Raw genomic sequence first — 18375 nt, 5'->3', positions numbered from 1 at the left:
TGCGCGGCCATCACCGCCGGGCTCGTGTAGTTTTCCGACGCGATCAGTTCGATGTGCTCTTCCTGACGGCGGTTTTCGCTCTGGATGGCGTTCCAGAGTTCCGGATCGACGTTTTCGACGGTACTGTTTGCGCGACTGAACATGATGTATTCCGATTGAAAGTCAAAGAGATCTTCTGTTGGACGCGAGTCGCGCCAGGTGCAGCCCGAAAAACAAGCCTCATTTGAAAATAGACCCGGCGCGACCGACTAGAACGTTTCCGACATCCCGCTAGTACGCGCGCGTGCTTCCGGGCTATCCCGCGATGGCGGCGCTGTCCGGGCTCGATGCCGTTTTTGTTCTATCGGCGGATTTTTTGCCTTGGTGTACTGGCGCTAGTCCACGAAGAAGCCGCCGACATCATGAAACCCGTTGAAGAACCGTTTGGTCTCGCGCTTGCCACCAACGTCACGTCGCAGCGAGGGCGCGGCTGGAGCGTGTTTATCGAGGCGCTGGGAGTACCGGCGCGCGTCGGTATTTACCCGCATGAGCAGAGTGCGCCGCAGGCGCTCGTGATCGATGCGCGACTCGGCTACGGCAGTGCGCCGAGCGAAGAGCATGGCTGGATCGACTACGACGGCTATTGCACGTCGATCGCGGATTTTCTCGCGCATAAGCCGCATACGCGGTTGCTGGAGACACTGGTCGCGGACATCGCGAAGCTGTCGTTCCGGCAGTGGCCCGCGTTGGAGTCGCTGACGCTCAGCGTGCACAAACCGAAGATCCGGCCGGGCACGCGCTGTGTGGGCGTGACGCTCGATTGGACTCGGGCGGATTATTTGCTGGCGTGATCAACCACGAACGCCCGTCGATTACAGCCAGCCGGTTTCGAAACCGCAATCGGTCAGCGAAACGCATCCCTGTTCCGTCAACACCACTTGCTGTTCGAGCTTGACGCCTTGCGTGCCGCCGTCGGCGCCGATATAACTTTCCACGCACACGGTCATGCCCACCTCAAATAAGCCGTCGTAACCCGACGCGTCCCAATCGACGCTATGTGCGATCGACGGATACTCGTCGACCATGCCGATTCCATGCGCGACGCAGCAATAGCGGTTCTTGACGAATTGCTCCGGAGTCTTCCACGCCTTCTGCGAAAACTCGCGGAACGTCATGCCGGGTCGCAGCAGATTCATGTTGTAGTGAACCTGCGCGTACGCATATTCGTAGAGCTTGCGTTGCTCGTCGGACGGACGGCCATCGCCGACCAGCCACGTGCGCGAGATATCGGAGCAGTAGCCGTTCGGTCCGACCATGTCGGTATCGAATGCGAGCAGGTCGCCTTCGCGCAGCACGCGCGCCGAGCACTCGTGCATCCACGGATTGGTTCGATCGCCGGACGCGAGAAGGCGCGTTTCGATCCACTCGCCGCCGTTCCTGATGTTCTCGTAGTGCAGGTTCGCCCAGATCCCGTTTTCGGTGAGGCCGGGACGAAGTTCACGACGCATCCGCGCGATGCCTTTCTCAGCTATCCGAAGCGATTCGCCGATCAGAACCAGCTCGCCCGCCGACTTGATCAGTCGGCCGGTTTCCATCAACGCCTGGCCGTCGAGAATCCGGATGCCGTGCTTTTCCAGAAAGGCGCTGCCGAACGGATCGAGGCGGTCGATCGCAAGCAGGCGCTCGCCCGGCGCGTATTCGCGGAACACGTCGACGATCTCGTCGGCCCACGACTGCGCGCGCTTCTCCGCGTCGTGCCCGGCATTGAAAAACGTCCAGCTTTTGGCGCCGCGCAATTCGACCTGCAAGTCCAGACCGTCCCACACGTGTTCGCTGCTGTGAAACTCCCACGCGACGATGCGGCCATCGGCAAACACCATCACATAGCGGGCGGGGTTTCGACCGGCCCACACCTGCATGTTGGAGGTATCGGTCGCATAGCGAATGTTGACGGGGTCATACAGCAGAATTGCCGGGCAATCGCAGCGACGCAGTTGCTGCTGAACGCGTTTGAGCCGATACGCTCTGACGTCCTGTTGAATCGTGTGTCTGTCGCCGCTTGCGACGACATGGTCTGCGCGATGCGACTGCACGTCTGGCATCGTGTTGCTCCGGGCAGGATTTGAGTTGGGGGAAGCGTGGAGCAACGGACCTAAAGCTCGAGCGTCAGATCGGAGGTCGGCCGGCTGCAGCAGAGCAAACGGAAGCCCTTCTGAATCTCCCGCTCGCGGATGCCGCCGTTGTGTTGCATATCCACCGAGCCTTCGAGCAGCTTCGTTTTGCAGGTTCCGCATACGCCCTGACTGCATGAAGAAGGAATCGCAACGCCGGCTTTTCTCGCCGCGGACAGCACCGTTTCGGACGCGTTCATCGTGAACGAGCGCGACGAACGCGACAGCCTGATCGTGAAGGTGGGCTGCGAGACCGGCGCTGTTTCGCGCACGGGTTCCGGGGCAACGCCGGCGCTGATGTCGAAGCTTTCCTGATGGTAGTGCGACGGATCGTGTGCGCCTTCGCGCAGTATTTCGCGCACCGCGTGCATGTACCCGGCGGGGCCGCACGTGAACACTTCGCGCTCCGCATAGTCCGGCACCCAGTTGCTCAATTGCTGCAGACTCAGGCGACCGGTCGGGCCGCTCCAGTCGCTTTCATCGCCGACGCCTTCGCAAATAAAGAACGTGCGAAAGCGCGGCGACTGTTCGGTCATGCGTTTGAGTTCTTTTCTGAACACGATGTCGGCCGGCGTTCTTGCGCTGTGCACGAACACCACGTCACGATCGAGCCCGAGGTCGATGCTCGCGCGCGACATCGACATCAGCGGCGTGACGCCGGAACCGGCCGACAGATACAGCGACTTCGTCGCCGGGGCCGCGGTCGACGTGAAGGTGCCCGACGGTCCGTACGCGCGCAACTGGGCGCCGGGGTGCAGGTGCTCGTGCAACCAGTTCGACATCACGCCGCCCGGCACACGCTTGACCGTGATCGACACGAGGTACGGACGGGTGGGCGGCGACGAAATCGTGTAGCAGCGCTCGACCGATTGTCCCTGCACATGCGCCGATACGGTCATGAACTGGCCCGGTTCGAAACGCACCGGCATACCGTCGCCGACGCGAAATTCGAACGTCTTCACGTCGTGAGTCTCCTGGGTGACGCGACAGCAAATCAGGTTTTGCTGTTCGCCGCTGGCCCAGACTCGACCCGCGCATTCCCACGTGCCGGGATCGGCGAAGCTGCGCTCCGGGTCGTGCATTGCGGCAAAGATACTTTCCACCGAGTTCATAGCGTCCGTCTGCTTAAACGCGTCGGGAACGCTCGCGTTACCGCTTATCGGCGCGCGACGGTCCCAACATGGCTACCGAGAAAAACATCGACGAAGGCGACCGCGTGAGTGGGCTCGTAACGTCTTTCACCGCGCATCGAGCGGGTTCGCACGGCTCTTCGTTGGGATCGAGTATTGGTTTGCAAAAGCCCACCGTCAATGCGCTTTAATTTCCGTGCGCTATTACATTAAGTTATGCATCGCGACGACCTGATGGTGGAGCCGGCCACGGCGGAAAAATCAAGGCGTCGCCGTAACGCGAATTGCAGTGGCTTTCGCCCGCCGCACCCGGTAATGTAGCGACGGAACTCCGCGTGGCGCGCGTTCGTCGCCGCTGCGTGGAGCGTATTCAAAACGACGACCCCCATAAACCTCACGATGAAAGCACGCCAGGACGGTGCAAAAGGCTATCGACGGCTGATTCCGTCGCTTACCGCACTGGTCGAGTTCGAGGCGGTCGCCAGACTGCGCAGCTTTACCCACGCGGCGACCGAACTGGGCGTGACTCAGGCCGCGGTCAGCCGGCAGGTTCGCTTGCTGGAGGAACTACTGGGCGTGCGCCTGTTCGACCGGCTGCACCGCAATCTGACGCTGACGAAAGAAGGCGAGGCGCTGTACGCGGTGGTGTCGGAGTCGATGGGCAGAATCGCGGGCGTGTTCGACCGGCTATCCACCGGCATCGAAGATGAAGAACTGGTGGTGGCGGCGACCGCCGCGTTTTCGCACTTCCGTCTGATGTCCAGCGTCGGCACGCTCAAGCGACTCAACCCGAATCTGCGGATACGGCTCACCACCACGATGTTTACCGCCGACCTTCGACACAACGAAGCCGACGCGGTGATCCGCTATGGCAACGGCAACTGGAACGATGGAACCTCCTACCTGCTATTCGAGGAACAGGTGTCCGCGGTGTGTTCGCCGGGCTGGCTGAAGGCGAACGGCACGCCGGAAACGCTGGCGGAACTGATGAGCTGTCCGCTGATTGCGGACGATCCCACGTCCGAGGGCTGGCTGACCTGGGAGCAGTGGTTCCGCGCATTGGGCGAGAGACCCGGCAAAGTGAACTACGGGCTGCGCACGTCGCTGTATTCCGACGCGGTGCAGGCCGGGCTCGACGACCAGGGCATTGTGATGGGCTGGAACAGTCTGCTGCACGAGCATCTCGCGAGCGGGCGGCTGATGCGCGTGACGAGCGCGATCCTACCGATGAGCGATGCTTACTATCTGGTGGTTCCGCACGGCCGGCGCATCACGCCGACCATTCAAGCGTTGATCGAACTGTTGCGTGAAGCGGCTGGCGCGGCCTGAAAAGGGTTAGCGTTTTCCCTTGCTGAAGAGCGCGATCCGCATGTAAATACCGCGCTAATTCAGGCGCCGCCAGACCATAATCTAAAGTAATACTGCACAGAAAATAAAGCGCATTGACGGCGCTTTTCGCCGCTCCAATACTGGCTCCAACGCGGGAACACACGAAGTCCCGATGCCCCTAAACGTTGGAGAAAGGCGATGTCAGAGCATGTGTTGAAACCCCTCGGCGAACTGATCCGCAGCCGTGAACCCGGCTGCGGATTGCCCGGCGAGGTATTTAGCCGTCCGGACGTATTCGACACCGACGTCGAGATCTTTTTCCACCAGCACTGGATCATGGCCGGCGTGACCGCGGATGTCGCGGAGCCGGGCGACGTGTCGGTCGTCGATATCGGCAAGGCGTCGGTGATCATCGTGCGCGACGACGACGAGAACATTCGCGCCTATCGCAATGTCTGCCGCCACCGTGGCGCACGCCTGAAGGAAGCGGGCAAGTCGACGGTCGGCATGCTGGTGTGTCCGTATCACCAGTGGACCTACGACCTCGATGGCAGCCTGCGGCACGCCAGGCACATGGGCAAGGACTTCGATGCGACCTGCCGTAGTCTGCTGCCGGTGCATCTGAGAGTGGTCGGCACGCACGTGTTCGTGTGTTTCGCCGACGAACCGCCGGCCGACATCGCAACGCTCGAAGCAACGATGACGCCGCGCTTCGCACCGTACGAGTTGCAGAACACGCGGATTGCTTTCGAGTCCGAAATCATCGAGGACGGCAACTGGAAACTCGTGATGGAGAACAACCGCGAGTGCTACCACTGCGAAGCGGGGCATCCGGAGCTGACGATGTCGTTCGTGCCGGAATCCACCGGCGCGTGCGCGGACGACATGGACGAGGCCGGGCTGCAAGCGCAGCAGGCCTACAACCAGCTGGCCGCCGATAGCCACCGCGACTGGGAAAGCGCGGGCTTCGTATGCTCGCCGGTGGAGCGGCTCAGCGGTGATGTCGCCACGCACTTTCGCACAGAGCAACTGGTGATCGCGGGGCACGGCGAATCGCAGACGATGGATACGCGGGTCGCGTGCCAGAAACTGCTGGGCAATCTGAGCCGCCGCGATCTTGGCGACACGCATATGTGGACCCACAACTCGTGGACCCACGTGATGAGCGATCACGCGATCATCACCTACATCGTGCCGCTCACGCCGGACAAGACGCTCGTGCGCAGCAAGTGGCTGGTTCATGCGGACGCGGTGGAAGGCGTCGATTACGACGTGCAGAAGCTGACCGAGGTGTGGGTTGCGACCAACGCGCAGGACGCGAGTCTGGTCGCGATCAATCACCGCGGCGCGCAGGACCCGGGCTATATTCCGGGCCCGTATTCGCCGACCACCGAAACCTATGTCGATCAGTTCGTCGGCTGGTATGCGGGGCGGTTGCAGGCGCACGGGATCTAGCCGCGGCACCTGGGCGAGCGGCCGCATCCAGCCGCATCCAGCCGCTCGCCGGCTAGAACTTATGCCGGATTCCCAACTGCACGAAGGTCTGCCGGTTGGTCGACGACGCGGTCAGCGCGTTCAGCGTCGCGCGCGCCGCGTGTCCGGTCGAGTCGGTCCCGCCCGCGAACTGCGTACTGCTGATCACATACACGTCGGTGCGCTTGGACAGGTAGTAGTCGAGCGAGAGCGACAGCGTGTTGTAATTCGACGAACCGATCGTGCTCACCCCGGACCCGTGCGTATAGCTGTAGACGAACTGGCTCAGCAACGTGGGCGTCCAGAAGTAGGTGAGGTTGAATTCGCCCGTATTGAACTTCGCGGTGCCGGTCAGCCGCAGCGGGTTCGAGCCGGACGACGTATCGCCGAGATTGCGGAACTGCACATTGCTATAAACGAGACCGAAGGTCGCCGAGCCGAGCGTATAGCGTCCGGCCGCGGCGATTGCCTGATACGAATGCGCGGAAGCGTAGCCGCTATAGATCGGGCTCGCGGTCATGTTGTTCAGACTCGCGCCCGCCACGTTGGTCGGCGTGCTGGTGAAGAACGACTGGTTAGGATTGCGAGCATTCATATAGGCCGCGCCCGCCGAGAAACTGCCGTAGTCGTAGCCGGCGCCGACCGACCAGATCTGGTTGCGCGAGAAGTCGCCGGCCTGACCGCCGAAACCGTACACGCCGCCCACCGTGAAGCCGCCGAAGCTCGGGCTCGCGTACTTCACCGAGTTGTTCACGCGCTTGCTGTTGTTCAGGTTGTCGAGGTCGCCCGGATGCGCGGTGGTGCCGCCGCCGTAGTTTGCCGAGTTCATCCGCGATTCGACAAACGTGACCAGCGAATCGTACTGACGCCCCAGGGTGAGTGCGCCGTAGCGCTCGCTCGACAGCCCGACGTACGCCTGCCGGCCGAACAGCAGCCCGCCCTGCAGCGCGCTGCCCTTGCCGAGATCGAAACCGTTCTCGAGCTGGAACACGGCCGACAGACCGCCGCCCAGATTTTCGACTCCCCTGAAGCCCCACCGCGAGCCCTGCATGATGCCGCTCGAACCGGCGATCACGCGGCCGCCGCCGCTGTTGCTCTGGTAATTGATGCCGTAGTCGATCAGCCCATACAACGTGACGGAGCCGTCAGTTGCGTGGGCGACGCCGCATGCGGCGAGGAGGACGGCAGCCGGAAGTGTTCTGATTTTCATTGGCATCGCTAAGTATTGGGTGGGGTGAGAATCCAGCTCGTATGGAGTGGCATCTGGCGTCGACGCCTGTTGCCACATTACCGTCTCGTGAACGGCGGTGTATTCGCAATCAATCAAGCTGGGTTTGCAGGAATCGCAACGCTGCGCCAACGCACGGTGGCGCGAGAAAGAAAAAAGGCGCGATGCCGGTGACGGTCATCGCGCCTGCGAGCATGCCGCTCAGATTGGTGTTTGCGGCGTGCCGCTCAGTCGAGCGAGAAGTCGGCGGGCAGCGTCACCTCCAGCAGTTCGAGGTCCGCGCTACAGCGTCTGAACGAGTAGCGCAACCGGCCCGGAATCGCGATGCTGTCGTCGGCGTCGAGGTGCCATTGCTGATCGCCCTGTTCGACGTCGAGACTGCCGGCGAGCACGAAGAAAAAGCAGAACTCGGTGTCGTGCACGCGCGTCGCGTCCTGTCGCTCGCCGTGCGGACGAACTACGCGCACCCCGGCAAGTCCATCGGTCGCCGCGCCGATGCCGGTATCCGTCACAACGAAGCCGGGCGACTTCCACTCGTGCCAGCTGGCGCGCTTCGCGATATGGCGCACGAAACGCTGGCCGTTGAAGTCGTGCTCACGCTCGTACAGCGCGTTCGGCAGCGTCATGTCGTGGTCGGCCATCGTGATGTGCTCCGCGGGACTGCCGAGTTCGATCACCTCGGCGCCCGCCGAACTTTCGAGCACGCGATGGCGGATCTCGGGCGGCTGCAGTACGCAATCGCCGGCTTCGAGAACGAACGGCTCGCCTTGTCCTTCATAAACGAGCCGCACCCAGCCCTTGCGGCAGAAGATCGTCTGGAAGCGGATCTTGTGATAGTGCACGTAATCGGGCACCGGGCCGCCGTCGAGAATGCGGATATGCGACGCGATGAACGCGCCGCCGTGGCGTTCGGGCAGCAGATCGCGATAGCGCATGCCCGCGCGGCCGACGCTCCAATGCGCGGCGTCGCCCGCGTGGGACAGCACCAGTTGCTGGCGGGTCGCCGGCACGAGCAGCGGCGGATCGGCGTGCACGAGACGCACGAGCACGCCGTTGGGCGCGACCAGTTCGCGCGTTTCGCCGGGCAATTGCGCGGGGTCGGCGCACAGCACGTTCAGCGTCGTGAGGCCGTCGCGCACGTCGAGACCGAGCCTGAGTTTGAAGCCGTCGCGCGACAGAATCGCGGTACGCGGGCTGTCTGCGGGGAAGATCGCGTCGAGCCGGAAGCCGAGCCGCGCGATGAAAAATTGCATCGTCGCGGGCAGGTCGGTACAGCCCATCGGGACGAGAAAGCCTTGCACGCCCTCGATGGCGGCGTCGGCCTGCGCGTAGGCGGGAGTCGGTGAGTTCATGGATGGAAAGTCGCAGCGAGAGTGAAAGGATGGAGCGGGCGGCGCGTGATGCACGCGCGCGCCGGCGGCCCCGTCAGCACGCAGGCGATTCCAGTCCGGCGCGGCGAGCGCGAACGCGGATGCTCACGCGCGCGCGCGAACTTCATTGCGGCAGGCATTGCGCGAGCCGTTCGAGCCCGGCACTCGTCGTGCAAACGCCGGGCGACATGCGCAGCGTGCTGCCGCGCGAATCGACGAACACGCCGACTTCCTTCAGTTGCGGGACCAGTTTGGCCGCGTCGAAACGGGCCGGCACCTCGGCCATGATGCTCGCGCCGCGCTCGTCGTCCGCGCGCGGCGACAGCAGCCGATAGCCTTTGCGGTCGAGCATCGCGATCAACTGGTGGGACAGCGCGAGATTGTGCGCGCGGATGCTGCCCGCCGGTTGCGCGCGCAACCACGACATGCCCGGCTGCGACGCGACGAACGGCAGGATCGACGGCGTACCGGTATCGAAGCGGCGCGCGTCGGGTGCGTAACTGAATGCGTCGATGTTCCAGTTGAACGGATCGTGCTGGCTGAACCAGCCGCGCACCGCCGGTTCCACCGGCTGCGCGAGCGCGCGCGGCGCGATATAACCGAGCCCGGTGCCCGGCGCGCCGCACAGCCATTTGAGCGTCGAGCCGCACACGAAGTCGAACGGCGTGGCGCGCAGATCGAATGGCAGGATGCCGATGCCCTGGGTGACGTCGAGCGCGGTGAGACTGCCGCGGCGGCGCGCCTGCTCGCACAGCGCGGCCAGATTCGCGCGCTTCGAAGTCAGCGACGAGACCCACGTGATCAGTGCGAGCGCGACATCGCCGGTCCATGCTTCGATGAAGTCTTCGTCACGCACATAAGCTTCGCCGTCGCGCACCGGCACCGTACGCAGCGTGAAACCGCGTCGCGCGGCGAGACCCGACAGCAGGAAATGCAGACTCGGGAAGCAGTCCGCCGCGACCAGCACGGTACGTTCGCGCAGCACGGCGTCGGGCAGACCGTCGAGAAACCGCGCGAACGTATCCGTCACGTTCTGCGCGCCGAACACGTCGGCCTCGCCCGCGCCGAGCAGCGCGGCCCAGTCCGAGAAGAGCCGCGCGCGAGCGGCGAGCGCGTCGTCCCAGCGGGTGTCGTCGGCCGCGCACCACGTGGCGGCGAAGCGGGCGAGCGCATCGGTCATCGCCTGACGGTGGCCTGGGTAGACACCGACCGAGTGATACATGAGCCAGCCGCTGAAGTCGTCGGTAGGGGTTTGCATGTCGTTGTGCATGGTCATGAATTTAGATGTGCTTGACGAGCTTGAAGTGATAGATGCCGATGCACACGAGACTGAGCACCGCGCAGCCCATCAGATAGAACGCGGGCGACAGTGGATCGTGCGTCGCGCCGATCAACGCGGTGACGAGCCACGGCGTGAAGCCGCCGAATACCATCACGCCGATGTTGTAGCTGAAGCCGAGACCCGTGCTACGCACGCTGGTCGGAAACAGCGACGACAGCACCGCGGCGAGCGGGCCGAAGTAGATCGCCTTCAGAATGCCGGCCAGCACCATGATGGCCATTAACACCCCGAACGAGGAACTCGACAGCAGCCACGCGAAGCACGGATAGATCGTCAGCAGCGTGACGAGCGCCGAGCTGACCATCATCCGGCTACGGCCGTAGCGGTCGGCGAGGTGGCCCATCAGCGGCGTGCAGAACATCAGGATCAGACCGGTGACGACGGTTGCCGCGAAACCCGTCGAAGCGGGCAGGTGCAACTGCTTCACCGCATAGGTCGGCATGTACAGAATCATCAGATAGCTCGCTGCGGTCGATACCGCCATGATCCCGGCCGCGAGCGCAATCCGGCCTTTGCTGTGCGAGAGCAGGTCGCGTACCGGCGCGTTGCGGGTCGCCGCGGCGCCGTCGGCCGGCAGCGTATCGTCGATGTGCTTGCGGATATAGAGACCCACCGGCGCGACCAGCAGACCGAACACGAACGGCGCGCGCCAGCCCCAGCTCTCGATCTGCGCGGGCGACAGTTGCGTGCTGAGCGCGAGTCCCGCGAACGATGCGAGTACCGTGCTCATCCCCTGGCTCGAAAACTGCCAGCTCGACAGGAACGCCTTGCGCCTGCTCTTCTGTTCGATCATCAGCGCGGTGCCGCTGCCGAACTCGCCGCCGGTCGAGAACGCGATCAGAATCCGCGCGGTCATCAGCCCGATGGGCGCGGCAACGCCGATCTGCGCGTAGGTCGGAATCGCCGCGCAAATCAGCGTGCCGACGGTGGTTAGCGCGAGCGCCGCGAGCAGCGCCGCCTTGCGGCCGTGCCGGTCCGCGTAGCGGCCGAGCACCAGCGCGCCGAGCGGGCGGAACACGTAGGACAGGCCGAAGGTGCCGAATGTCATCAGCAGCGAGACGGTGTCGTCGTGGGCGGGGAAGAACAGCTTCGACAGCGTGACGGCAAAGAAGCCGTACGCGGCGAAATCGAACCATTCGAGCGCATTGCCGATGCTGGTGGCGACGATCAGGCGCCGCATCGGCGTAGTGCTGGCTTGCCCATGGTGGTCTTCGATGACGGTCGAATTCATGGTGTGGGTTCCGTTCGGAAGGTCGGCTTCAGGGGGAATTCAGCGGCTGGGCGGCAGGTCGGCGGTGCCGAGGTCCCACAGCAACCCGGTCATCAGTTGCAGCGCCTCGGCCAGCACCGGCGCGAGCGCGTGTTCGTCCGGCGCGTGCTGGCGGCAGCCCGGATAAGAATGAGGAATCCAGATGGTCGGCAGTCCGAGCGTATCGGCGAAGCATTCGTTCGGAATCGTGCCGCCGAGGTTCGGCAGCAGCGTCACCGGTTTGCCGGTGGTCGCCTCGATCGAGCGTTCGGTGAACGCGACCCATGGATCGTTCGGATCGAGCCGGGTCGCGGCGCCGGACGCTTCGATCGTGACCTCGATGTTGTCGAAGCCTTCACGCGCCAGATGCGCGCTGATCAGTTCGTGCGCGCGGCGCCAGTCGGTGCCGACCACGAAGCGCAACTGGCAGACCGCTTCGGCGGCGCGCGGAATCGCGCTGACCGCGTTGGCGACGTTGCCCGATTGCATCGCCAGTACTTCGAGCGTGTTCCAGGCGAATACGCGTTCGGCGGGCGTGAGCCCGGGTTCGCCCCAGTTTGGCGACAGCGGCGGATCGCCCGCGTCCATGCCGATTTCCAGATTCGCGATGCGCTCGCGCACCTGCGGCGGAATCGGCGGCGGCAGCAGACCGTTGATGCGAATGCGGCCATGACCATCGACCAGACTCGCGAGCGCATTCGCGAGCACGGTGGCCGGGTTGGCCAGCACGCCGCCCCAGTTGCCCGAATGACGCGCGCCGAAATCGTTGGTCACGCGCAGCCGGAAGTGCAGCGCGCCGCGCGAGCCGAGGAACACGGTCGGTGACGATGCGCGCTGACGCGGGCCGTCGGAGGCGATCAGCAGATCGGCCGCGAGCCGTTCGCGCAGCTGCTCGCACAGTGCATCGAGGCCGGGCGAGCCGACTTCCTCGCCCATTTCGAAGATGATCTTCGCGTTGAAGCCGAGTTCGCCGCGCGCCGCGAACACCGCTGCCAGCGCCGCGAGGTTGACCGAGTGTTGCGCCTTGTTGTCGGCGATTCCGCGTCCGTACCAGCGCTCGCCTTCGACGCTCACGCGCCACGGCGTGCGCTCGCCGCTCCAGTTGGCGGCATCGCCGTCGATCACGTCGCCGTGGCCGTAGAACAGCACGGTCGGGCGCGCCGGCGATTCGATGCGCTCGCCGACCAGAAACGGCGGCATCCCGGCTACCGGGTTTTCCATGATCTCGCACGTGAAGCCGAGTGCGCGGAGCGCGGTTTCGATTTCCTCGCCGAGATAGCGGCGCAGCAGCGGCGCGGCTTCGGCGCGCTGGCTTTCGGTGGCGAGCGCGACGCGCCGGCCAAGCGTGGCAAGGAAGTCGCCGCTGTCGAAGTGCGAGCGGGCAAGGGCGAGAGCGCTTTGTCTGGACATAGGAAAAGAAGTGGTTCGATGCCGGTTGGTGCGATGAGATCCAGATTAACGGCGCGTCAGTATTTTTGTATTCGCAATCAAACAAGGTACATTTGCGTTTCCCGCAAACCTCGCTTTGCACCTGTCGCCCGTGGGTCAGCCCTATGCGCAAACTGCTCGAACCGTCGCTTTACTATTTTTCGGTGGTAGCCCAGGCGGGCTCGCTGACCTCGGCGACGGAGAAGCTCGGTTTGACCGTGTCCGCGTTGAGCCGCCATATCGCGAAGCTCGAAGGCGACATCGGCGTGCCGCTATTCGAGCGGCACGCGCGCGGGATGGTGCTCTCGCATGCCGGGCGGCTGTTGTTGCGCCACGCGCAGCGCACGCTGTCGGACGCGCAGGCGGTGTTCGATGAAATTCAGGGGGAGGAGCGGCGCCGCGCGCGCACGCTGACGATCGCGTGCACCGAGGGCTTTGCGTTCGACTTCCTGCCGGTGTCGCTGGGTGCGTTCTACCGCGAGCATCCGGACATCGCGATTCAGCTCGAGGTCGTGCCGGCCGAGCGGGCGATCCAGATGTTGCTGTCGGGCGAGGCATCGATCGCGCTGACTTTTAGTTTCAAACCCGAGCCCGGCGTCGTGGTGCAGTACACGCAGCGCGCGCCGGTGATGGCGCTGATGCACGACGACCATCCGCTGGCGGGCCACGCGAAGATCGCGTTGAAGGAACTGAGCGCGTATCCGGTGCTGCTGCAGGACAAGGGCACGACGAACCGGCAACTGTTCGATATCGCGTGCAATGTCGAGAACATCGAAATCGTGCCGCTGATGACGAGCCGCTACGTCGCGGCGCTGTATCGTTTCGCGCTGTCGGTGCCCGAGTCGATCATGCCGTCGGGGTATGTGTCGGTGGCCAAGCGGCTCGGCGTCGACCGGATGACCGCGATTGCGTTCGACAATCCGCTGCTGACCCAGCGCCGCCTGCAAGTGCTGACACTCGCCGGGCGCAGCCTCGACGAAGTCGCCCAGGCCGCGCTCGAGTGGATCGTGCGGGATTTGAAGCTGGCGTAGCTTTTATCAGCGCGACGGTTCGCGGTTGAGCCGCTCGGCTCGCAAGCGTCCGCGCATCGCCGCGCTGCTGGCGGGCAACGCAAAGCTCGCCACCAGCGCAATCGCGCAGGTACCCATCACGAAGTAAGCCGGCGCGGCGAGCGAACCGGTCTCGCGCACCAGCATCGTCGCGAGCAGCGGTGCGAAGCCGCTGAACACCAGCACCGACGCGTTATACGACAGCGCGATGCCGCTGAAGCGCACCTGCACCGGGAACTGGTCGGCGAGCACCGACGCCCACGTGCCGCTGGCGGGCGAGAACACCAGCGCGGCCAGCACGAACAGCACAACCGGATTCACGCTGTGATCGACCAGCGCCTGATAGAAAGGAAAGCTGAATATCACCAGCAACGCGGCGGAGACGCGCAGCAGATAGCGGCGCGGCAGCTTGTCGCCGAGCCAGCCGGCCGCGAGCAGACCGATGGAGCTGACGAGCAGATAAGCGTTCTGCGCGAGTGCCGCGGTGCGCGGCGCGTAGTGCAGTTGCTGGACCATGAACGCGGGCATATGGCCATACAGGATGCCGTTCACGCCGGCCATCACCGCGATCGTCAGCGCGGCGGCCACCACCGTTTTGCCGTGATCGCGCAAGGTCTCGCGAAACGGCTGGCGGTTCACTGCGCGATGCATCTTCGTGAACTCGGGCGACTCGTCCAGGTTGCGCCGCATCCAGTACGACACGATCCCGCACAGCCCGCCGAATAGAAACGCGATCCGCCAGCCGTACGCGGCCGCATCCGCGCTCGACATCGAACTCTGAATCGCCAGATTGACGAGCGTCGCGAGCAATACCCCAGCGTTGACCGCGCAGATGATCACGCCGGCCGCGAGACCGGCGCGCCGCGGCGCGGCCTCGACCGCATAGGTCACCGCGCCGGGCATTTCGCCGCCGACACAAAAACCTTGCAGCATCCGCAGCACGATCAGCAGGATCGATGCGGTGATCCCCCAGCTCTGGAAATTGGGCAGTAGTCCGAGACAAATGGTGGACGCGGTCACCACGACAATCGAGCCGAGAAACACCGGCCGGCGGCCATAGCGATCGCCCCAACTGCTCAGCACGATGCCGCCGAGCGGCCGGATCACATAGCCGATCGCCAGCACCGAAAACGCCGCCAGCATGCTCAGCAGCGCCGATTCGTTCGGAAAGAACTGCGCGGCGATGTGATGCGCGAAAAAGCCATACACGATGAAATCGTAAAACTCCAGCGAGCCGCCGAGGCTGGCGATCAGAATCATCTTCCATTGCGATCGTGTCAGTCCGGCCGATTGCGGGCGGCCCGGTTCGCCGGCCGGTTGATGGGTTGTCTCCATGACGTCTCCAGGAATAGATGGCTTTATTGGTCTATATGGGATCGCGCGGCTCGAACGGCTGCGGGCCGGTCACGCGCTTTCGGGATGCAGGCAGGGCAGTGCCTGCTGAAGCAGGTCCTCCAGTTCATGCACGTCGCGCGCGACGCCGAATACGTAGCGGTCGGGGCGCACGAGGACCGCGAGCGCATCGAGCGAAGCGAGCCACTCGCGAATCGCCGCGTGTTCGCCGGCCACCAGCTCGACGTTGGCGCGCGCGGCGGCGCCGCGCAGTTCCGGGCATTCGCGCAGCACGTCGGGCCGCGCGACCAGCGCGAACCGGTAGCCGACCCGGTCGTCGAGCAGTTCGCCATCGTCCAGACGAGGCTGCGGCGCGATATGGCCCGCCGTACCCGACGGTTCGTCGCGCCACTCGCCCGGCCCGAGCTTCGGCTGCGGGGTCACGAAATTGCGGATCGCGTCGGCCATTTCGCAATCCCGCGCATTCGCCAGATCGGGATGCGTGGTCTGGATTACCGAGCCGAGCTGCACCGCGGTTTCGATGAATTCGCGCACGTGCGGCGAGCGTTCCGTTTCGTAGCTGTCGAGCAGCGTGTCCGCCGCTTCGCCGCGCAGCACCGCGCCGAGTTTCCACGCGAGATTCGACGCATCGCGAATCCCGGCGGCCATCCCCTGGCCCATGAACGGCGGCGTCTGATGCGCGGCATCGCCGGCCAGCAGCAGACGGCCGCGACGCCAGCCATTGGCGACGACCGAGTGAAACGTATAGACGGCCGAGCGTTCGAGCCGCGCATCGGCGGGCGTGATCCAGCGCGCGAGCTTGTCCCACAGCCACTCGGAGGACGTCAGTTGCGCGGTGTCGTCGCCGGGCATCACCATGATTTCCCAGCGGCGGCGGTTGCCCGGGCCGCGCGTATAGGTGGTCGGGCGTGCTGGATCGCAGTACTGGATCGAGAAGTCGCCGAGATCGGGGCGCGCCGAGTCGAGCAGCACGTCGACCACGACCCAGCGCTCGTGCGATTGCAGATCGGTCAGCTCGGTGCCCATGAAGCGCCGTGCAATCGAGCGCGCGCCGTCGCAGCCGACCACGTAGCGCGCGCTCGCGCGGCCGAGCTTGCCGCAACTCGTGTCCTCGAAGCGCAACTGCACGCCGTCGGCGGTTTCGTCGAGCGCGAAGACTTCGTGGCGCAAGCGGATGTCGACCGTCGCCTGGCTCGCGAGGCGTTCGCGCAAAGCATTCTCCAGATCGGGCTGGTGGAATTTGTAGCTTGCGCACCAGCCGTGCGGGCCGATGCCGGTCGGCCGCTGCCAGTCGATCAGCAACTTGCCCGCGGCATTGACGAACTTCATGCCGGGACCGACGAACAGATTCGGCAGCAGCGTGTCGGCGATGCCGAGCGTCTGGAATACCCGCATGCATTCGCCGTCGAAATGCACCGCGCGCGGCAGCGCGAAGATGTCCTTGTCGCGTTCCAGCACCAGCACCCGCAAACCTTGCAGCGCGAGCAGATTGGCCAGCGTCGCGCCGGTCGGCCCGAGGCCGATGATCGCGACGTCGTAGTCGCACGCGTGCGCGGGGATGAGTTGATCTGACATGTTCAGTTCCGTCTGATGAGACGCCACGCGCGCTGCGACGCGCGCGGCAACGAGCTTTACGCTTGCATCACGCTTCGTCGGCGACCGGATTGCGCAGCACGCCGATGCGATCCACTTCCACTTCGACCACGTCGCCGGCCTTCATGAACAGAGGCGGGTTGCGCTTCGCGCCGACGCCGCCCGGCGTGCCGGTCACGATCACGTCGCCGGCGGACAGCGGCGTGAAGGTGGACAGATAGGCGATCTGTTTGGCGATCCCGTGGATCAGCATCTGCGTGGTGGCGCGCTGCACTTCCTGACCGTTCAGGCGGGTCACGAGCGTCATCAGCGCGTCGGCTTCGATCTCGTCGCTGGTGACCATCCACGGCCCGAAGCCGCCGGTGCGATAGAAGTTCTTGCCCGGGCCCCATTGCGTCGTATGACGCTGCCAGTCGCGCACCGAGCCGTCGTTGTAGCAGGCGTAGCCGGCAATGTGATTCCACGCGTCCGCTTCGGCGATGCGCCGGCCGCCCCGGCCGATGATCACCGCGATCTCGCCTTCGTAGTCGAACTGCTGCGACTCGGGCGGACGCAGCATCGGCTGGCCGTGCGCGACCTGGGAGGCCGGCAGCCGCATGAAGATCACCGGCTGTTCGGTGGTTTCGCGATTGGTTTCCTTCACGTGCTCCGCGTAGTTCAGCCCGACGCAGAAGATCTGCTCCGGGTTCGGGATCACGGGCAGCAGGTTCACGTCCGACAACAGGTAGTCGGGTTGTGCGCCTTCGATCGCGCGCGCCGCGTCTTTGAAGGCGTCGGCCGCGATCAGCGCCTTCAGGTCGGCGTAACGCCCATCGAGGCGCTGGCCCAGATCGAACACCGCGTTGTCGCGAACGATGCCGAACGACGGGCCCCGCGAGGTCGAAAAGCTGACGAGTTTCATGAATGCTCCGCTGATAAAAGTGGTTGAAATCGATCCGCACGTCTCGTAAAAAACTTGTGCGTTTATCGTATTTTGAGAATAAACTGGATTTACACGAGAGCACAACGTGTTTTTTCTTAGGGTTTATCACTACTGGAGACGAGCATGGATGGGATCAAAGCGCGGCGGCCGGGTCTGTCGCTGAGCCACATGGGCTTCTACGTGACCGATATGGCGCGGGTCGAGGACTTCTACGCGCGGGTGTTGCAGTTCACCGTGACCGATCGCGGCAAGCTGCCGACGCCGAACGGCGAAGTTCAACTGGTGTTCCTGAGCCGCGATCCGGCCGTGCATCATCAGATCGTGCTGGCGAGCGGCCGCCCCGCGCAGCTCGCGTTCAATCCGATCAACCAGATCTCGCTGGAGGCGGACAGCCTCGCGACGCTGCGGCAGTTCTATCGGACCTTCATCGATGAGGGACTGGAAGAGATTCACCCGGTCACGCACGGCAATGCGGTGTCGATCTATGCGCGCGATCCGGAAGGCAATCGGCTGGAGTTGTTCGTCGATACGCCGTGGTACGTCGATCAACCGATGCGCGTGCCGGTCGATTTCGAATTGCCGGACGCCGAACTGATGGCCGAAGTGGAACGGCATGCGCGCACGCTGCCGGGCTTCCGGCCGCGCAGCGCGTGGCAGGCCGAAATGGCCGAGCGGATGGGCGTGGCGTGAGCGGGGAGGAGTGTGAACAGGCGACGCCGCCGGCTTGAATCCGCTGCCGAAGAGGGCTCAGCCAGCGCG

The 18375-nt window shown here is 64.4% G+C and carries 15 protein-coding genes and 1 pseudogene; 5 read left to right on the top strand and 11 right to left on the bottom strand.

The genetic code is table 11. The annotated features are described in order from the left end of the window. Positions 1-143: pseudogene (gene glyA / locus BTH42_RS13865) on the bottom strand (serine hydroxymethyltransferase); the annotation flags it as partial. A gap of 258 nt (positions 144-401) precedes the next feature. Here glyA and BTH42_RS13860 point away from each other — a divergent pair. Next, positions 402-830 (top strand): dihydroneopterin aldolase, encoded by a 429-nt coding sequence (locus tag BTH42_RS13860; protein ID WP_075300154.1) that lies wholly within the window; start codon positions 402-404, stop codon positions 828-830. Positions 831-851: 21 nt separating this feature from the next. Here BTH42_RS13860 and BTH42_RS13855 read toward each other — a convergent pair whose 3' ends face one another. Together BTH42_RS13855 and BTH42_RS13850 are read right to left on the bottom strand one after the other, a co-directional pair. After that, on the bottom strand, positions 852-2081 hold the full coding sequence (locus BTH42_RS13855) for a Xaa-Pro peptidase family protein (protein ID WP_083654792.1): 1230 nt from the start codon (positions 2079-2081) through the stop codon (positions 852-854). A gap of 50 nt (positions 2082-2131) precedes the next feature. Continuing rightward, positions 2132-3262: a hybrid-cluster NAD(P)-dependent oxidoreductase gene (locus BTH42_RS13850; protein WP_075300152.1), complete on the bottom strand. Its 1131-nt coding sequence runs from the start codon at positions 3260-3262 to the stop codon at positions 2132-2134. A 417-nt stretch (positions 3263-3679) separates the two neighbouring features. Here BTH42_RS13850 and BTH42_RS13845 point away from each other — a divergent pair, with 417 nt between their 5' ends. Both BTH42_RS13845 and BTH42_RS13840 read left to right on the top strand, forming a co-directional pair. Continuing rightward, positions 3680-4609: a LysR substrate-binding domain-containing protein gene (locus BTH42_RS13845; RefSeq protein ID WP_075300150.1), complete on the top strand. Its 930-nt coding sequence runs from the start codon at positions 3680-3682 to the stop codon at positions 4607-4609. A gap of 198 nt (positions 4610-4807) precedes the next feature. Next, the gene (locus BTH42_RS13840; protein WP_075300148.1) at positions 4808-6064 is read left to right on the top strand and encodes an SRPBCC family protein; all 1257 of its coding nucleotides are present in this window, start codon (positions 4808-4810) and stop codon (positions 6062-6064) included. A gap of 52 nt (positions 6065-6116) precedes the next feature. On the opposite strand, the gene BTH42_RS13835 is transcribed toward BTH42_RS13840, so the two are convergent. The 5 genes from BTH42_RS13835 to BTH42_RS13815 all read right to left on the bottom strand — a co-directional run bounded on the left by BTH42_RS13835 (position 6117) and on the right by BTH42_RS13815 (position 12681). Further along, on the bottom strand, positions 6117-7292 hold the full coding sequence (locus BTH42_RS13835; RefSeq protein WP_075300146.1) for a porin: 1176 nt from the start codon (positions 7290-7292) through the stop codon (positions 6117-6119). Between the two features lie 245 nt (positions 7293-7537). Continuing rightward, on the bottom strand, positions 7538-8662 hold the full coding sequence (locus BTH42_RS13830; protein ID WP_075300144.1) for a cupin domain-containing protein: 1125 nt from the start codon (positions 8660-8662) through the stop codon (positions 7538-7540). Between the two features lie 142 nt (positions 8663-8804). Continuing rightward, positions 8805-9938, bottom strand: coding sequence for an aminotransferase class V-fold PLP-dependent enzyme (locus BTH42_RS13825; protein WP_143752043.1), 1134 nt, complete (start codon positions 9936-9938; stop codon positions 8805-8807). A 22-nt stretch (positions 9939-9960) separates the two neighbouring features. Continuing rightward, on the bottom strand, positions 9961-11253 hold the full coding sequence (locus tag BTH42_RS13820; RefSeq protein ID WP_075300140.1) for an MFS transporter: 1293 nt from the start codon (positions 11251-11253) through the stop codon (positions 9961-9963). Between the two features lie 39 nt (positions 11254-11292). Next, a complete protein-coding gene (locus tag BTH42_RS13815; RefSeq protein WP_075300138.1) occupies positions 11293-12681 on the bottom strand; it encodes a M20 family metallopeptidase in 1389 nt (462 codons plus the stop codon). A gap of 143 nt (positions 12682-12824) precedes the next feature. Between BTH42_RS13815 and BTH42_RS13810 the strand changes: the two genes are divergently transcribed. Next, positions 12825-13730, top strand: a complete 906-nt coding sequence (locus tag BTH42_RS13810; RefSeq protein ID WP_075300136.1) for a LysR family transcriptional regulator — start codon at positions 12825-12827, stop codon at positions 13728-13730. 6 nt (positions 13731-13736) lie between these two features. Here BTH42_RS13810 and BTH42_RS13805 read toward each other — a convergent pair whose 3' ends face one another. From BTH42_RS13805 to BTH42_RS13795, 3 genes are all read right to left on the bottom strand, one after another. Beyond that, on the bottom strand, positions 13737-15083 hold the full coding sequence (locus tag BTH42_RS13805; protein ID WP_075300134.1) for an MFS transporter: 1347 nt from the start codon (positions 15081-15083) through the stop codon (positions 13737-13739). Positions 15084-15152: 69 nt separating this feature from the next. Then, positions 15153-16676 carry a bifunctional 3-(3-hydroxy-phenyl)propionate/3-hydroxycinnamic acid hydroxylase gene (locus tag BTH42_RS13800; protein ID WP_075300132.1) on the bottom strand — a complete coding sequence of 508 codons (1524 nt, stop codon included), beginning with the start codon at positions 16674-16676 and terminating at the stop codon, positions 15153-15155. A gap of 67 nt (positions 16677-16743) precedes the next feature. Continuing rightward, the gene (locus tag BTH42_RS13795; RefSeq protein WP_075300130.1) at positions 16744-17595 is read right to left on the bottom strand and encodes a fumarylacetoacetate hydrolase family protein; all 852 of its coding nucleotides are present in this window, start codon (positions 17593-17595) and stop codon (positions 16744-16746) included. A gap of 144 nt (positions 17596-17739) precedes the next feature. Here BTH42_RS13795 and BTH42_RS13790 point away from each other — a divergent pair, with 144 nt between their 5' ends. After that, positions 17740-18306, top strand: coding sequence for a VOC family protein (locus tag BTH42_RS13790; protein ID WP_075300128.1), 567 nt, complete (start codon positions 17740-17742; stop codon positions 18304-18306). Positions 18307-18375: the final 69 nt, after the last annotated feature.

This window comes from Burkholderia sp. SRS-W-2-2016 (assembly GCF_001931485.1).
Taxonomy (GTDB): domain Bacteria; phylum Pseudomonadota; class Gammaproteobacteria; order Burkholderiales; family Burkholderiaceae; genus Paraburkholderia.
This window is presented reverse-complemented; position numbering and strand designations above follow the sequence as displayed.

What these genes read in the sequence shown, in the direction of transcription:
- BTH42_RS13810 (WP_075300136.1), top strand. Translation starts at nt 12,825, where the DNA reads ATGCGCAAACTGCTCGAACCGTCGCTTTACTATTTTTCGGTGGTAGCC.
- BTH42_RS13790 (WP_075300128.1), top strand. Translation starts at nt 17,740, where the DNA reads ATGGATGGGATCAAAGCGCGGCGGCCGGGTCTGTCGCTGAGCCACATG.
- BTH42_RS13805 (WP_075300134.1), bottom strand. Translation starts at nt 15,083, where the DNA reads ATGGAGACAACCCATCAACCGGCCGGCGAACCGGGCCGCCCGCAATCG.
- BTH42_RS13825 (WP_143752043.1), bottom strand. Translation starts at nt 9,938, where the DNA reads ATGCAAACCCCTACCGACGACTTCAGCGGCTGGCTCATGTATCACTCG.
- BTH42_RS13830 (WP_075300144.1), bottom strand. Translation starts at nt 8,662, where the DNA reads ATGAACTCACCGACTCCCGCCTACGCGCAGGCCGACGCCGCCATCGAG.
- BTH42_RS13795 (WP_075300130.1), bottom strand. Translation starts at nt 17,595, where the DNA reads ATGAAACTCGTCAGCTTTTCGACCTCGCGGGGCCCGTCGTTCGGCATC.
- BTH42_RS13850 (WP_075300152.1), bottom strand. Translation starts at nt 3,262, where the DNA reads ATGAACTCGGTGGAAAGTATCTTTGCCGCAATGCACGACCCGGAGCGC.
- BTH42_RS13800 (WP_075300132.1), bottom strand. Translation starts at nt 16,676, where the DNA reads ATGTCAGATCAACTCATCCCCGCGCACGCGTGCGACTACGACGTCGCG.
- BTH42_RS13840 (WP_075300148.1), top strand. Translation starts at nt 4,808, where the DNA reads ATGTCAGAGCATGTGTTGAAACCCCTCGGCGAACTGATCCGCAGCCGT.
- BTH42_RS13835 (WP_075300146.1), bottom strand. Translation starts at nt 7,292, where the DNA reads ATGAAAATCAGAACACTTCCGGCTGCCGTCCTCCTCGCCGCATGCGGC.
- BTH42_RS13820 (WP_075300140.1), bottom strand. Translation starts at nt 11,253, where the DNA reads ATGAATTCGACCGTCATCGAAGACCACCATGGGCAAGCCAGCACTACG.
- BTH42_RS13860 (WP_075300154.1), top strand. Translation starts at nt 402, where the DNA reads ATGAAACCCGTTGAAGAACCGTTTGGTCTCGCGCTTGCCACCAACGTC.
- BTH42_RS13855 (WP_083654792.1), bottom strand. Translation starts at nt 2,081, where the DNA reads ATGCCAGACGTGCAGTCGCATCGCGCAGACCATGTCGTCGCAAGCGGC.
- BTH42_RS13845 (WP_075300150.1), top strand. Translation starts at nt 3,680, where the DNA reads ATGAAAGCACGCCAGGACGGTGCAAAAGGCTATCGACGGCTGATTCCG.
- BTH42_RS13815 (WP_075300138.1), bottom strand. Translation starts at nt 12,681, where the DNA reads ATGTCCAGACAAAGCGCTCTCGCCCTTGCCCGCTCGCACTTCGACAGC.